This window comes from Stenotrophomonas sp. YJH_SMC_135 (assembly GCF_059372355.1).
Genome location: NZ_JCAFVN010000003.1, coordinates 724,845 through 739,198 on the forward strand (window position 1 = coordinate 724,845; position 14,354 = coordinate 739,198).

At 68.4% G+C, this 14,354-nt stretch carries 14 protein-coding genes; 7 read left to right on the forward strand and 7 right to left on the reverse strand.

From position 1 onward, the window contains the following. Positions 1–49 precede the first annotated feature (49 nt). The 3 genes from AC5P98_RS14370 to AC5P98_RS14380 are packed head-to-tail and all read right to left on the reverse strand — an operon-like array spanning position 50 to position 2,051. Entirely contained in the window at positions 50–931 is an 882-nt protein-coding gene (locus AC5P98_RS14370) for a DUF4097 family beta strand repeat-containing protein (RefSeq protein ID WP_032958651.1), read from the reverse strand. An 11-nt stretch (positions 932–942) separates the two neighbouring features. Continuing rightward, on the reverse strand, positions 943–1,476 hold the full coding sequence (locus AC5P98_RS14375) for a hypothetical protein (protein ID WP_014647970.1): 534 nt from the start codon (positions 1,474–1,476) through the stop codon (positions 943–945). After that, positions 1,473–2,051, reverse strand: coding sequence for an RNA polymerase sigma factor (locus AC5P98_RS14380; RefSeq protein ID WP_049407981.1), 579 nt, complete (start codon positions 2,049–2,051; stop codon positions 1,473–1,475). The genes AC5P98_RS14375 and AC5P98_RS14380 overlap by 4 nt, the downstream gene beginning before the upstream one ends. 126 nt (positions 2,052–2,177) lie before the next feature. Here AC5P98_RS14380 and AC5P98_RS14385 point away from each other — a divergent pair, with 126 nt between their 5' ends. Both AC5P98_RS14385 and AC5P98_RS14390 read left to right on the forward strand, forming a co-directional pair. Beyond that, a complete protein-coding gene (locus AC5P98_RS14385; protein WP_014647972.1) occupies positions 2,178–2,357 on the forward strand; it encodes a hypothetical protein in 180 nt (59 codons plus the stop codon). A 35-nt stretch (positions 2,358–2,392) separates the two neighbouring features. Further along, positions 2,393–2,986 carry a mechanosensitive ion channel family protein gene (locus AC5P98_RS14390; protein ID WP_080281852.1) on the forward strand — a complete coding sequence of 198 codons (594 nt, stop codon included), beginning with the start codon at positions 2,393–2,395 and terminating at the stop codon, positions 2,984–2,986. 538 nt (positions 2,987–3,524) lie between these two features. Here AC5P98_RS14390 and AC5P98_RS14395 read toward each other — a convergent pair. Continuing rightward, the gene (locus AC5P98_RS14395; protein ID WP_049404696.1) at positions 3,525–3,791 is read right to left on the reverse strand and encodes a DksA/TraR family C4-type zinc finger protein; all 267 of its coding nucleotides are present in this window, start codon (positions 3,789–3,791) and stop codon (positions 3,525–3,527) included. Positions 3,792–3,961: 170 nt separating this feature from the next. Further along, the gene (locus tag AC5P98_RS14400; protein ID WP_032958646.1) at positions 3,962–4,519 is read right to left on the reverse strand and encodes a DUF2058 domain-containing protein; all 558 of its coding nucleotides are present in this window, start codon (positions 4,517–4,519) and stop codon (positions 3,962–3,964) included. Between the two features lie 62 nt (positions 4,520–4,581). Between AC5P98_RS14400 and AC5P98_RS14405 the strand changes: the two genes are divergently transcribed. The 3 genes from AC5P98_RS14405 (at position 4,582) to AC5P98_RS14415 (ending at position 7,529) form a co-directional block, all read left to right on the forward strand. Then, positions 4,582–5,082, forward strand: coding sequence for a M48 metallopeptidase family protein (locus AC5P98_RS14405; RefSeq protein ID WP_014647976.1), 501 nt, complete (start codon positions 4,582–4,584; stop codon positions 5,080–5,082). Between the two features lie 47 nt (positions 5,083–5,129). Beyond that, positions 5,130–5,828, forward strand: a complete 699-nt coding sequence (locus tag AC5P98_RS14410; protein ID WP_046431915.1) for an RNA pseudouridine synthase — start codon at positions 5,130–5,132, stop codon at positions 5,826–5,828. A 108-nt stretch (positions 5,829–5,936) separates the two neighbouring features. Continuing rightward, positions 5,937–7,529 carry a phospholipase D family protein gene (locus AC5P98_RS14415; RefSeq protein WP_495230072.1) on the forward strand — a complete coding sequence of 531 codons (1,593 nt, stop codon included), beginning with the start codon at positions 5,937–5,939 and terminating at the stop codon, positions 7,527–7,529. Positions 7,530–7,532: 3 nt separating this feature from the next. Here the strand turns inward: AC5P98_RS14415 and AC5P98_RS14420 are convergent, their stop codons facing one another. Further along, complete coding sequence (locus tag AC5P98_RS14420) at positions 7,533–8,609, reverse strand: HDOD domain-containing protein (RefSeq protein ID WP_049404700.1); 1,077 nt, start codon at positions 8,607–8,609, stop codon at positions 7,533–7,535. 278 nt (positions 8,610–8,887) lie between these two features. Between AC5P98_RS14420 and AC5P98_RS14425 the strand changes: the two genes are divergently transcribed. Then, on the forward strand, positions 8,888–9,985 hold the full coding sequence (locus AC5P98_RS14425) for a Glu/Leu/Phe/Val dehydrogenase dimerization domain-containing protein (protein WP_008264553.1): 1,098 nt from the start codon (positions 8,888–8,890) through the stop codon (positions 9,983–9,985). A 47-nt stretch (positions 9,986–10,032) separates the two neighbouring features. Here the strand turns inward: AC5P98_RS14425 and AC5P98_RS14430 are convergent, their stop codons facing one another. Continuing rightward, positions 10,033–12,876: a S8 family serine peptidase gene (locus AC5P98_RS14430; protein WP_495230073.1), complete on the reverse strand. Its 2,844-nt coding sequence runs from the start codon at positions 12,874–12,876 to the stop codon at positions 10,033–10,035. A gap of 182 nt (positions 12,877–13,058) precedes the next feature. Here AC5P98_RS14430 and AC5P98_RS14435 point away from each other — a divergent pair, with 182 nt between their 5' ends. Next, positions 13,059–14,234 (forward strand): thiolase family protein, encoded by a 1,176-nt coding sequence (locus AC5P98_RS14435; RefSeq protein ID WP_049404704.1) that lies wholly within the window; start codon positions 13,059–13,061, stop codon positions 14,232–14,234. Positions 14,235–14,354 lie beyond the last annotated feature (120 nt).

Genomic DNA, 14,354 nt, shown 5'->3' on the forward strand with positions numbered 1-14,354 from the left:
CCCAGCTCCGACCGCGGCGGCGCTGCCGCCGCGGCCTGCCGGACCGCGCTCAGCGATCCAGGCGTACCCGCACACTGCCCGAATGCGACTGGATGCGGATGTCACCGTCGCCATTGCCGAGCCGAGTATCGAGATGGCTGCCCGGGCCGTAGCGCGGCCGTTCCACCTGGCCGGCGTCGCTGTTGATCGACCCGCTGAAGCTGTTCACCGACAGCTGCGCCGAAACCGTGCGTGGCAGGCGCAGGTTGACCGACGCGCTCACCGATTCGACATTGATACGGCCCCCCGGCGCCAGCCCGGCCGCCGACAGGTCGATGCTGCCCGACACGGTTTCCACCGCCAGCCGCTGCACCCGCCCGGCATCGACCTCGACCCGGCCGGATACCGTCTGTGCACCGATGTCACCGGACACGCCGCCGCCGGCTTCGATGCGGCCACTGACCGTGTTCACGTCCAGCTTCGGCGTCTGCAGGCGCGCGATGACACCGCCGCTGACCGTATTGAGCTTGCTGTCGCCGCTGCGACCGGAGGCGCTCAGGCTGCCGCTGACCGTGTCGGCCTGCAGGCGGCGCACATCGATGCCGCTGATGTCCTGGCTGGCACTGACCGTACTCAGCAGCAGTTCCACCGAGCGCGGCACGTTCAGCACCAGCGTCGCGCCGCCGTTGTTGTTGCGACGCGGATACTCGATCTCCCAGCGCACGCGGTTGGCACTCTTCTCCTGGCGCAGCTGCAGGCCATCGCTTAGCGTACCGGTGAGCTGCACGTCGTTGCGGTCCCAGCCACGCACGCTCACTTTGCCGGCCACGTTGCTCAGTTCGATGCGGCCGCCGGCGGCCAGGTTGTGGCGCTCGTCGATCCGGGTGTCAGCCAGGGCCACCGCGGGCAGCAGCAACAGCGCGGCGCAGCAGGTCATCAGGGTTCGTGTCATCGGGGGTCTCCTCAGGTCGTCAGGCCGGACTCGGCGGCATAGGCCGCCTGCCGGGTCAATTCCAGCCGCAACGCATAGGTGCGCTTGAGCTGGCCAAGCAGATGCGGCGCGCGTGGATCCTGCGCCAGCGCGGCCCGGATCTGTGCCGCGCTTTCATCGAGTTCGTGCAGCGCCGGCTGCCATTCCGGCGCCCGGCCTGCGGGCAACGAGGCCACTGCCTGCTGGTACTGCTCGGTCATCGCCGCGGCCTGCAGTTGCAGGGTAGACGGCACCGGCGCGTCCGGTTGCGCATGGCGCCACGGCGCCACCGCGTAGAGCGCCAGGCTTGCGGCCAGTGCGGCCCCCACCGGCAACCACCAGCGCCGGCGCGAACGCCCCGGCAGCACCACCACGTTGCCGGTCGGCGCAGGCGCCGCCTGTGGTTCACGCGGCGGCAGCTGCGCCGACAACCGCGTCCAGCCATCGGCGGGCAGGCCGCGTTCGGAAGGCAGCGCGCGCAGTCGGGCCACCAGATCGTGGTCGGAATCGTGTTCGTGTGTACTCATGTCATGTCTCCCAGCCGTGCGCGCAACAGGCCGCGCGCACGATGCAACTGTGCCTTGGAGCTGCCGACGGCCATCTGCAGCTGCGCGGCGATCTCCTGGTGTTTCCAGCCCTCGATGTCATGCAGCACCAGTACCGCGCGCGCCCTCGGCGGCAGCGTCGCCAGCGCGCGCTCCAGGTCGCGCTCGGTACCGGCGCAGCGGTCGTGTACGGCCAGTTCCTGCAGTCCTGCGTCCACATCATCAAGACTGTCGTGGTCCTGCCCGGCGGCGCGCCCACGCAGTTCCATCAGCGCAGCGTTGACGCCCAGGCGATGCAGCCAGGTCGACAGGCTGCTCTCGAAACGGAACCCCGGCAGCGCCTTCCACGCCTGCAGGAAGGCTTCCTGCAAGGCGTCTTCGGCACGCGCCTGCTGGCCCCCGCACAGCCGCCACAGCACGGCGAACACGCGCGGTGCATGCCGCCGGTACAGCAGTTCATAGGCCAAGGTATCGCCGGCGGCGGCCGCCCGCACCAGGGCGGGTTCATCGACGGCGTCGTGGGCGGCAGGCGGCGCGGGCATGGTGGTGTCGAGCATATCGCTTGGATGCGGCGGCCCGGGAAAAGGTTTAGAGCCGGACGACGATCACTGCCGTGCAACCTTTTCAACACCTGCTGCATCCATGGAAGGTCCTTCGCGAAATTGCCGTCCAGGAGTCCTGCCATGTCCAGCCCAACCTGCGCCGCCCTGCTGGTGATCGCCGCCTGCGTCGTGCTGCAGGCACTGGGCCTGTCGCTGCAGCTGCACCCTGGTAACGGCCGTGCCTGCCTGCAACAGCACCGCCAGGCGCTGGTGTGCCTGGCCTGGGCCCCGGCGGTCGAATCCCCGGCACGCGCCGGGTAACATCGAAGGTCGTTATTGCCACCTGTTGTCGCCCCATGATGTTGTCGCTGAAGGATCACCTGCCGCCTTGGACCCACCCGTGGTTGAACTACGCCGGCGTCGCCCTGCAGATCGTAGGGGTGCTTCTGGTCGCGTGGCTCCTGCGCATGCTCGCCCGGCGCCTGATCCGCCGCTTCGCCGAGCACTACACGTTGCCGCCCGAGATGGTGATGGGCGCGCGCCGGATCACCAGTTTCGTGGTCTATTTCAGTGCCCTGCTGTACATCCTCAGCCTGCTCGGCGCGAAGCCCTCGGTGCTGTGGACCGCGTTCACCGGCTTCGCGGCCGTGGGCGCGGTGGCCTTCTTCGCGGCCTGGAGCGTGCTGTCCAACATCTTCTGCACGCTGCTGATCTTCACCACCCGCCCGTTCCGCCTGCACGACTACATCGAGGTGCTGGAGAACGGCGAGAAGCCGGGCCTGAAGGGCCGGGTGATCGACGTGAACCTGATCTACACCACGCTGCAGGAGACCGGCGAGGGCCACGAGGGCACGGTGCTGCAGCTGCCGAACAACCTGTTCTTCCAGCGCACGGTACGGCGCTGGCGTGACCCGGCGCAGGCCCCCGGCGGCATCCAGGGCGACGGTTGAGGGTGGAGTTTTCGGCAGTGCTGCGCCCTGCAGCTGCAGAGGCCGAAGCCGAAGCCGAAGCAAGATCAAGAGCGGCATTCCGTGGGATGGCGGGGCGGTGTGGGTGGTCAGGACACGCCGTAAACCCCCCTCCGGGGTCCGGCCCAGCCGCTGGCGGCTGTGCGTTCGGGCGCTTGCGAAGCAGTGCTTCGCAAGCAAAGCGCCCTCACCCATGGGGCTCGATGGCGCCATCCATGGCGCCAACGGTCCTGCCCACCCACACCGCCCCACCTCTGACAGATTCCGCGCGCTGTTGGTGGGTGCCGACCGTTGGTCGGCACATCTGTCAGATATCGATAGTCAAAATTGGATCCGACCCCGTGCCGACCAACGGTCGGCACCCACCATCAGCAGCAGGTTCCAACAGATCGCGGAAATCTGTCGAAGGCGGGGTGGGTCCGGTTGAGGGGGGCCAGATCAGTGAGCGCCATGGATGGCGCCTTTGATGTTGACGTTGCTTCTGCAGGTGCAGGGCGCAGCCCTGCAATAAAACACCCCTTTACCTCAGCTGGCTGTCCTTGCTGCCACGCCGGTTGTACCCGGCATGCGCCTGGTCTTCGTCGTCCCGCGCCTGCTGGCACGCAACGCACAACCGCACACCAGGCACAGCCCGGCGTCGCGCCAACGGGATCGGCGCGTCGCATTCCTCACAGTGATCCAGACCGGGGCCGTCGCGCAGCTGGCGCCGCGCGCGGGCGATCGCATCATCGACAGTGGCGTCGATCTGGTCCTGGACCGCGCCGTCTCCTGCCCAACCGGTGGCCATGGCTATCCTCCGCAGGTGTGTCGCCCGATATGGGGACGATACACCCCGGCAAAAAGGAAGGCCTTCATGTAGAGCCGAGCCATGCTCGGCTGCTCTTCAGGATGCCAAACAGAACGCCGACGGATCCGATCAGGCCGATTGCGGCTTAATCCCCTCCGTCCCCTTTTTGCTTACCAGATCAGGTCGTCGGGCACCTGGAACTGCGCGTAATAGGCGTCGTCTTCTGCGTTGCCGGTGGAGATCTCGGCGGTCGAGCCCGGCTGGCCGTGGTCGACGATGATTGCTTCGGGTGCGCGTTCACGCACCTTTTCGGCGGCGGCGCGGGGCAGCAACGCATAGCCCTCGCCGTGGGCGACGATGACCAGCACGCCCACCGACAGCGCCTTGCGCAGCTTGGGGTCGATCAGCAGGGTACGGATCGCCGCGCCATCGCTGAAGCGGTACTCGTCGTCGCCCTTATGGGGTACGGCATGGGCCGTGATGATCTGCCTGGCCTGGGCCTTCTGTTCAGCCTGCCTGGCCTGGGCATTGCGTTCGGCGGCCAGTGCGCGGTCGCGCTCGACCTTCTCGGCGCGGGCACGTTCAGCCTCGCGCTGGACCTCGGCCGAGGTCGATTCGGCCTTGCCCTGGCGGGCCTTGGCCTGCTCGCGTGCGGCGGCGCTGGCCTGCGACTTCTTGGCCAGGCCGGCCTTGAGCAATTGTTCCTGCAGCGCGTTGGGCTTTGCCATGGTCGGTGCGTACCGCGTGTAATCTTGGATGCCCCATTCTACCGACGCCCCGCCGGCCCTGCATGGCAGTCCTGAAGTACCTCACCGGTTATCCCGAACCCCTGGTTGCCCAGGTCAGCGAGCTGCTGGCGCAGGGCAGGCTCGGCCCCTGGCTGCAGCAGCGCTACCCCGACCCGCACGAGGTGCGCAGCGACCGCCAGCTGTACGACTACACCCAGGAGCTGAAGGACCGTTACCTGCGCAAGTCGGTGCCGCTCAACAAGGTCTGCTACGACAATACGCTGGAAGTGATCAAGCACGCGCTGGGCACCCACACCGCCATCTCCCGCGTGCACGGCGGCCGCCTCAAGGCCAGCCGCGAGATCCGCATCGCGACCGTGTTCCGCCAGGCACCCGCGGCGTTCCTGCGCATGATCGTGGTGCATGAGCTGGCCCACCTGAAGGAAGCCGACCACAACAAGGCCTTCTACCAGCTGTGCCAGCACATGGAGCCGGACTACCTGCAGCTGGAGTTCGATACCCGCCTGTACCTGACCGAGCTGGCCAACCGCGGCCAGCGCTGACCGGCCGCAGCAGCTACACTGCGCGCCCCCTGCCCGACCTGCCTGCCATGGAACCGATCCGTCTCGACAAACGCCTGTCCGCCCTGCTCGGCATCCCGCGCGGCGAAGCGCGGCGCTACATCGAAGGCGGCTGGGTCACGGTCAACGGCGACGTGGTGGAACAGCCGCAGCGCCCGGTCGATGGCAGCGCGGTGATCGTGGTGGCCGAACAGGCCAGCGATGAAAAGGCCGAGCGGGTCAGCATGCTGCTGCACAAGCCGGCCGGTGTCGCCGCCGAAACCCTGTGTGCCCTGGTCAGCAGTGACAGCCGCAGCGAACTTGATGCCAGCGACATCCGTCCGTTGCAGCGTCACTTCCACGGCCTGCAGCTGGCCGCCTCGCTGCCGGCCAGCGACAGCGGGCTGGTGGTGGTCAGCCAGGATCCGGCCACGCTGGCCCACCTGCAGCGCAACCTGGGCCGTACCGAGCAGGAATACCTGATCGAAGTGGCCGAAGGCGGTCCCGAGCGCGGGCCGTGGCTGATGGCGCGGCTGCAGCAGGAATCGGGCGGCGCCAAGGTCAGCTGGCAGAGCGAGCAGCGCCTGCGCTTCGCCGGCAAGGGCCTGACGGCCAAGGGGCTGCGTGTGGCGGTCAGCGCCGCCGGCCTGCAGGTCACGGCCGTGCGCCGCCTGCGTATCGGACGCGTGGCGCTGGGGCCGCTGCCGCCGGGGCAGTGGCGCTACCTGGGCAGCGACGAGCGGTTCTGAGGTGTGCGGGTCAGGGCCCTTTCCCGTGGAGAGGGATCCGGGGGTCGGATCCCGTGCCGAAGGCAGGGGCTCTGACCCCCTGTCGATCCTGCAGGCATTCCTTCACGCATGGCGTGGCTCTACCATCGGGGCATGAGCCTGCCCAAGCCGCTGTGGCGACGCCTGCTGCGTGTTGCTGCGATCATCCTCGCCGTGCTGGTGCTGCTGGTCCTGTCCGGGCTGCTGCTGGCCGACCATCTCACGCCGCAGGCGCATGGCGCGCCTTCGCACGTGCTGCCGCTGCAGCCGGCACAGACCCGCATCGACCAGCAGATCGTGCCGCTGCAGGCGGCCCACCCCGGCCAGTCGGGCGTGGCCTTCCTCAGCGATGGCATGGATGCCTTCGCCGCCCGCGCGATGATCACCACCCAGGCCGGCCGCAGCCTGGACCTGCAGTACTACATCTGGCACGACGACCTGATCGGCCACCTGATGGCCAAGGCGCTGTATGACGCCGCCGAGCGCGGCGTGCGCGTGCGCATCCTGCTCGATGACATGAATGCCAAGGACAAGGACGCGCTGATGATGGCGCTCGATGCCCATCCGAACATCGAGATCCGCCTGTACAACCCGTTCCGCAACCGGACCGGCATCCTGCGCATGGTGGAGATGGTGCAGCGCTTCTTCAGCGTGAACCACCGCATGCACAACAAGAGCTGGATCGCCGATGGCCGCGTCGCAATCGTCGGTGGCCGCAACATCGGCGAGGAGTACTTCAGCGCGCGCACCGACGTGAACTTCCAGGATCTGGACCTGCTGGTCGCCGGCCCCGCCATGGAGCAGGCCAACCGGATCTTCGACGACTACTGGAACAGCGAAACCGCCATTCCGGTATCCGCGCTTGCCTTCCATACCGACGCACAACTGCGCCTGCTGGTGCGCGAATCGGACCACGAGGCGCAGCGGGACGTGGCCCGCCCCTACCTTGCGCGCGTGGCCGAATCACGCCAGCGGCAGCGCCCGAGCCCCGAGCCGTTGCACTGGAGCGGTGCCGTGCGCATCGTGTCGGACCCGCCGATGAAGCACCGCAGGGATGATCGCGCCACCTGGCTGGTGTCGACCCTGATCAGCGAGCTGCAGGCCGCCCGGCACAAGGCCCTGTTGATCTCGCCCTACTTCGTGCCCGGCAACGAGGGCCTCGATGGCTTTTCGGCAATGGCCGGGCGGGGCGTGCAGGTGGGCGTGGTCACCAACTCGCTGGCCGCCAACGACGTCGCCGCCGTGCACGGGGGCTACATGGGCTACCGCGTGCCACTGCTGGAAGCGGGCGTCCACCTGTACGAGCTGAAGGCACAGGGTCAGTCGGGCGATGCCGGCGTGTTCGGCAGCAGCGGCGCGAGCCTGCACACCAAGGCATTCCTGATCGATGACCGCCGCGGTTTCGTCGGCTCCTTCAACCTGGACCCGCGCTCGGCCTACCTGAACACTGAAATGGGTGTGCTGTTCGACGATCCGGTGCTGGGTACACAGCTGCGGGACGAATACCTGCGCCTGGCTGACCCCAGGCACAGCTGGTGGCTGGCACTGGACGACCGCCGCCGGTTGCGCTGGCTGGAGCGCGAACCGCCCCCCCACTGGGTGGAGGCCGAGCCAGGGGCAACGGCGCGCAAGCGCTGGTTGTCGCGGGTGATCAGCTGGCTGCCGGTGGAATCGCAGCTGTAGCGCTCAGGACGCCGGAGCGGCCTCATCCTGTCCGGCCTCATCCAGCGTTTCCACGTTGCGCCCATGCAGGCGCCGCCAGATCCAGCGCAATGCATGCGGCGGTGCCGAGGGCAGCTGCTCCAGCAGGGCCAGCATGCGGCTCTGGCTGGCATGCCCATGGCGGCACAACAAGCTGGCCGCTGCGGCCGCGCTCGCCAGGCGCAGGCTGTCGGCCAACGATCCTTCCGCATCCACCGCCAAGGCCTGGTGAACCGGCTCAGGCAACTCCCATGCGGCAGCGACCCGCTGCGCCAGCGGCAACGACCACTGCTGCAACAGCTGCAGGGCCAACGCCGGCTCCACGGGCTCGCCACGGGCCTGTGCCTCCTGCAGCAGCTGGCGCATCACCAGCGCCGCACCCAGCCCCTGCACCAGGCCCAGCCACTGCGCGGCGAAGGCATCGCCGAAGGTGACCGTGCGTGCGTGGTCGGCCGCTGCACGCGATGCCAGCAGTGCGTGCTCCCAGATGATCGCGCTGAACTGCGGGAACACCTCGCATTGCACCTGCATCACCGGCTGCACCAGTACCGCACTGATGATCTGGCGCACGCCCTCGGTGCCGACCAGGGTCACCGCCCGCTGCAGGCTCTCTACCGGGCGCTCGTGGACCTTGTAGGCCGGGCTGTTGGCGATGCGCAGCAGGTTGCCGGTCAGCACCGGATCCTGGCCGATGATCGCGGCCATCACCCGGGCCGAGGCGGCATCGTCGTTGACGGTCTGGATCAGCTGCGGCAGCAGCTGCGGCCGGCGGGGCAGCTGCCTGGCCGCCCAGTCGCGGTCCTGCAGCGCGCGCGCCACCGCCTCGCCCAGGCCTGGGTCCTGCACCGGCGTTGGCTCGCCGGCCAGCCGTGGGTACAACGCAAGCGCATGCAGCCCGCGTTGCAGGTGAGCGGCGATCTCCGGCGACGGCAGCGCCTCGCCCTGCAGGCTTGCGGCTGCGGCGGCCACCGCTTGGCGGGATGCGGCAACCAGCCGCGCCGGTGCCGCCCCGGTCGAACGTGTCAGCCAGCCGCGCAGCGATCGCCACCATGCCGCTGTCATCGCCGCCCGTCCTGTCGTTGTGATGCCCTTGCCGTCACTGACCGCCCTGCCTCTTCACGCCCATCCGGCCACCCGCCGTCGTCGCAGCATCGGCCGCACTTTCATCTTCTTTAACCTGACGGCCGCCGACGTCGACGGCAACGGCCGGGCGAATGGACTAGAATGGCGCCGCGCGACCCGTCCCCCAGCCATGACGACGTCGCTTTTTTTGTTTTGGGACCCTACCGTTCACTGGCCGTTCGCTGCAGTTCGCCGCTGTTCGCGCCATCGGAGACGCCATGCTATTCGAAACCCTCGCCACCACCGGCCACGAACAAGTGGTGTTCTGCCACAACCACGATGCCGGCCTGAAGGCGATCATCGCCATTCACAACACCACCCTGGGCCCGGCCCTGGGCGGCGTGCGCATGCGCCCCTACGCCAGCACCGACGAGGCACTGGCCGACGTGCTGCGGCTGAGCCGGACGATGACCTACAAGAATGCGCTGGCCGGCCTCAACGTCGGTGGCGGCAAGGCGGTGATCATCGGCGACCCGAAGGTGGACAAGACCGAGGTGCTGTTCCGCGCCTTCGGCCGTTACGTCGACTCGCTGGGCGGCCGCTACATCACCGCCGAAGACGTCGGCACCGACGTCAACGACATGGAGAACATCTACCTGGAGAGCCAGTTCGTGACCGGCGTGCACCAGGTCCATGGCGGCTCCGGCGATCCGGCCCCGTTCACCGCCTACGGTGCGCTGCAGGCGCTGATGGCGGCGATGCGCTTCAAGTTCGGCCACGAGGAAGTGGGCAAGACCAGCATCGCGGTGCAGGGCCTGGGCCACATCGGCATGGAGCTGGTGAAACTGCTGCGCGACCGCGGTGCCAAGCTGTATGTCACCGACCTGGACAGCGCACTGGTTGATCGCGCGGTCAGCGATTTCGGCGCCGAAGCGGTCAAGCCCGACGAGATCCACGAAGTGAACGCCGACGTGTTCGCACCGTGCGCGCTGGAAGGCGCCATCAACGCCGACACCCTGCCGCGAATCAAGGCCAAGATCATCTGCGGTACCGCCAACAACCAGCTGTCGAGCCTGGAAATCGGCGATGAACTGCACGCGCGCGGCATCCTGTATGCGCCGGACTATGCGGTCAACGCTGGCGGCGTGATGAACGTGTCGCTGGAGATCGATGGCTACAACCGCGAACGCGCCATGCGCCTGATCCGCAGCATCTATCACAACCTCACCCGCATCTTCGAACTGTCGCAGCGCGAGAACATCGCGCCGCAGCGTGCGGCCGACCGCATCGCCGAAAGCCGCATCCTGTCGATCGGCAAGCTGAAGATGCCGCTGGGCCGCAGCACCCCGCGCCTGGGCAACCTGCGCGGCGGCTGAGCCTGCCGATGTCGCGCCGGAGCTGACGTCCCGGCGCGACCTCCCGCTCAGAACCCGGTGCTGTAGCGCAGCGCCGCCTGGCGCGCGCCCTCGCCACCGACGCGCTGGTCGAAGCCCAGGCTCAGGTGGCCATTGCGGCCCCACCACGACTCCAGCGCCACGCCGAACAGCGCACTGCCACGCGGTGCGTCCCATCCCGCCAGGGGTGCCCAGGCATCGACACCAACGAAGCTGGCCTGCCAGTCCGCATCGGCACCGTCGAGCCGTTGCTGCCACTCGGCGTGCCCGCGCAGCGTCCAGCGCCCCCAGCCGCGCTCGCCGCGGATACCGGCCAGCATCTGGCTGCGCTGCACGCGGTTGGCGTCGCCACGCAGGCCGAAGCCGAAACCACCCAGCTCATTGAAGGCATCGGTATCCACGCGCGTGGTGCTGGCACCCAGATACGGTGTCAACGACGCGCCCGCGCGGCCAAAACGATAGCCGCCTTCGACGCTGGCACTGCTGAAGCGTCCGCCGTAACGTGCGGAAACACCATAGGCACCGGCGCCCAGCAGCAACTGGCGATCCAGCGCACGGGTGAACTGGCCGCTGCCGACCTGCGCCAGCGCATAGCCCCGGCCCAGGTTCCAACCGGCGTACAACTGTGCCTGCGCCTGGCGATCACGCCCACGATCGCCGCCGAAGCTGCTGCCACCATTGCTGCGGGTCTCGCCAAAGGCCACGCCCATCAGCCCATTGCTGCCCAGCGGCAGGTCCTGGCCGGCCATCCAGCCACGGCTGTCGGCGGCATTGCCGGCAAAACTGCCCTGCCCGGCCTCACCGAGCGCGCTCTGCCAGGCCCCGCGCAGGCGCGGCGCCGCCTGCACGCGATCGAAGCGCTCGGCGATCGCACGGCGCGACATGTCGATGCTGTCGAAGGTGGCCGACTCGGCCCGCGCATGCGCCTGCCCGGACAGGCTCTGCAGGCTGGCTGCCAGGCCCTCGCTGCCACCGCCGGTCCACTGCAGCGCACCGGCCGCCGTGCCGAAGGCCGAGCCCTGCAGCGCAGGACTGCCATCGAGTGCGCTGAACGCACCTTCCAGTCGTTGCGCCGCGGACTGCGCCGAGGCCGCGAGCCCGGTCGCCGCCGCCGTCACGCTCACCTGGGTCAGGTTCAACCAGGCAGTGTTGCTGTCATAGCCATAGCTGCTCTGCAGCAGCGACAGGCCCTGCAGGCCGCTGGAGGAGGCCGGGCTGCTGAAGGTGCCGCTCAGGCCACCGGCCGCATGGACCAGGTCCTGGCGGCTGCCGTTCTGCGGCACGTAGCCGGAGACGAAGCCATGCACGCGCACGCCACCATTGATCGAGGCCGTGCCGGTCACCTGCAGCGCATTGGCACCGAGCGCGATCATCAACTGGCCACCCGCCTGCTGCGTGTAGTTGCCCTCGATGGTGCCGGTGGTGCTGCCGGTGGTCAGGAACACGCTGCTGCCGTTGACCACGTTGCCGATCACGCGCGGCGTGCCGCCATTGAACTGCAGGCCGGTCGAATCCGGGTCGGGCTGGCCGAGGATGGTCACGTTGGAACGGATGACACCGCCGTTCTGCAGCGACAGGATGCCGCGTTCGATGCGGGTGGCGCCGCTGTAGCTGTTGTTGCCTGCGAGCACCAGGGTGCCCCCGCCCTGCTTGACCAGGCCGCCGCTGCCGACGATGTCGTTGCTCCACAGCGAGCCGCTCGATGGCGCATCGACATTGGCCACCACATCACCCCAGTCGAAGCGGCCCGGGCCCTTGATCGCCCGCGAGATGTCGAGCAGGCCGTAGCCGAACACCGCATCCACGCCGGGCGCGCCGATGTCCTTGGCCGTGCCCAGCAGGGTCTGCCGCACCAGGTTGTTGTCGAAGTACGGGTAGCGCTGCCAGACCAGCGCGGCGGCGCCGGAGATCAACGGGGCGGCGAAGGACGTCCCGTAGTTCCAGTAGTAGGTGCTGCCATTGGCATCGGGATAGACCGCGCTGCCCGGCGCCGCCAGGCAATAGCGCGCCGCCTGCCCGCAGGCATTGGCGTAGCTGGCCAGCGTGCCCGGTGCATAGGGATCCACTGCGGTCGCCACCAGCCAACCGCGCTCCAGGTCGGCCGCCGGCAGCGAGCCGGCAACGCCCAGCTGGCTGGGCAGGGCGGCCAGGCTGCTCGGTTCGGTGCGCGCATCGTTGCCGGCCGCGAACACCACCAGGCCGCCATGGTTGATGACGAACGGACGGTACTCGGCCGCCACCTGCGCGGTGGTCGGCAGGTCGGTCCAGTACAGGCCGCCCCACGAGTTGTTCATCACCTTCACGTTGTAGCTGATCAGGTCCTGGTGGACCTGCGCCACGCCCAGCGGACCGCTGAAGGAATTGCCCTTGCCGCTGCCGTCATCGACCGGCGGCTTGTCGGCGATGATCCGCGCCGAAACGATCTGCGCACCGGGGGCGATGCCGCCCGGCCAGGTTCCCACCGGCGCGCCGGCGGCCAGGCTGGCTACCGCCGTGCCGTGGCCCACCACGTCGTCCACCAGCAGGTTGTTGCGCGCCGGATCAATGTAGTTGAGGTTGCCCACCACCCGCCCGTTCAATGCCGCTGCGTTGCGCTGCACGCCCGAGTCGACGATGCCGATGCGCACGCCCTGCCCGGTCAGGCCGACGGCCTGTGCGGCACGCGCATTGGTCACTGACAGGTGCGCGTCGAAGGCCGGTTCCTGCGGCTTGGCCGGAGGCGGTGCCGTCGGAGGGGGCGTCGTTGGGGGTGTGGGGGTGGTCGGAGGGGGATCGATGCGGACATTGCCGCCGCCTCCGCCGCCGCCACATGCCGTCATTGCCATCGCCAGCGCCGTTGCCAGCGCGGACCTAACCATCGTCGTGCGTTCCATCGATTCCTTCCCATGAACGTTGACCTGCCTACATCCCGGCAGGCGTGCGGTGCCGCCCAGCGGCGGCCCTCCCCGACCCTCTATACTTGGGCCGACCCCCACGCAGTCTGCCGGGAAACCGGGGCGCTTCCAACGTCCGCGGTCTCCTTTCCGAACATTGCTTACGCATCAACGAGATTGCCATGTCCAACATCGTCATCGCCGCCGCCAAGCGCACCGCCATCGGCTCCTTCCTCGGCCAGTTCAACGGCGTGCCGACCCCCACCCTCGGCGCGGCCGCCATCGCTGCCGCCCTGGAACAGTCGGGCGTACCGGCCAGCGACGTCTCCGAGGTCCTCATGGGCTGCGTGCTGCCGGCCAACCTCGGCCAGGCGCCCGCCCGCCAGGCGGCGATCGCCGCCGGCATTCCGCTGTCGACCGGCGCCACCACCCTCAACAAGGTGTGCGGCTCGGGCATGAAGACCATCATGCTCGGCCATGACCTGATCAAGGCCGGTTCGGCCAGCATCGTGGTCGCCGGTGGCATGGAATCGATGTCCAACGCCCCGCACCTGCTGCCGAACTCGCGTACCGGCAACCGCTTCGGCAACTTCCAGGCGGTCGACCACATGGCCCACGACGGCCTGGTCAACGCCTATGACGGCAAGGCCATGGGCGAATTCGCCGAATGCGCCGTGGACAAGTACCAGTTCAGCCGCGAGGAGCAGGACGCCTACGCGATCGAATCGGTCAAGCGCGCGCAGGCCGCACAGGCCAACGGTGCGTTCGCCGACGAGATCGTCGCGGTGAAGGTAGCCACCCGCAAGGGTGACGTCGAGGTCGCCACCGACGAGCAGCCGGGGCGCTCGGATATCGCCAAGATCCCGACCCTGCGTCCGGCCTTCAAGAAGGACGGCAGCGTCACCGCCGCCAGTTCCTCCAGCATCTCCGACGGCGCCGCCGCGGTGGTCCTGCTGACCGAGGAAGACGCGGCCGCCCGTGGCATCACTCCGCTGGCCCGCATCGTCGGCCACGCCACCCATTCGCAGGAACCGGAGTGGTTCACCACCGCCCCGATCGGCGCGATCCACACGCTGCTGACCAAGACCGGCTGGTCGCTGGACCAGATCGACCTGTTCGAGATCAACGAGGCCTTTGCCGTGGTGGCAATGGCGCCGATGCGTGAGCTGGGCATCCCGCACGACAAGCTGAACGTGAATGGCGGTGCCTGCGCGCTGGGTCATCCCATCGGTGCCTCCGGTGCACGCCTGGTGGTGACCCTGGTCAACGCCCTGCGCACGCGCGGTGGCAAGCGCGGCATTGCCACCCTGTGCATCGGTGGCGGCGAAGCAACGGCAATCGCCATCGAATTGATTTAAAAAGATTTAACGATGATTTCGCAAAAATGAATGCGGGATCGCTTGACACCCAATCTTGGCTTGTCATCATGTTGTCGGCGCGCAGCATGCGCGTTGCCTAATTCTAACGACGAGGATTTA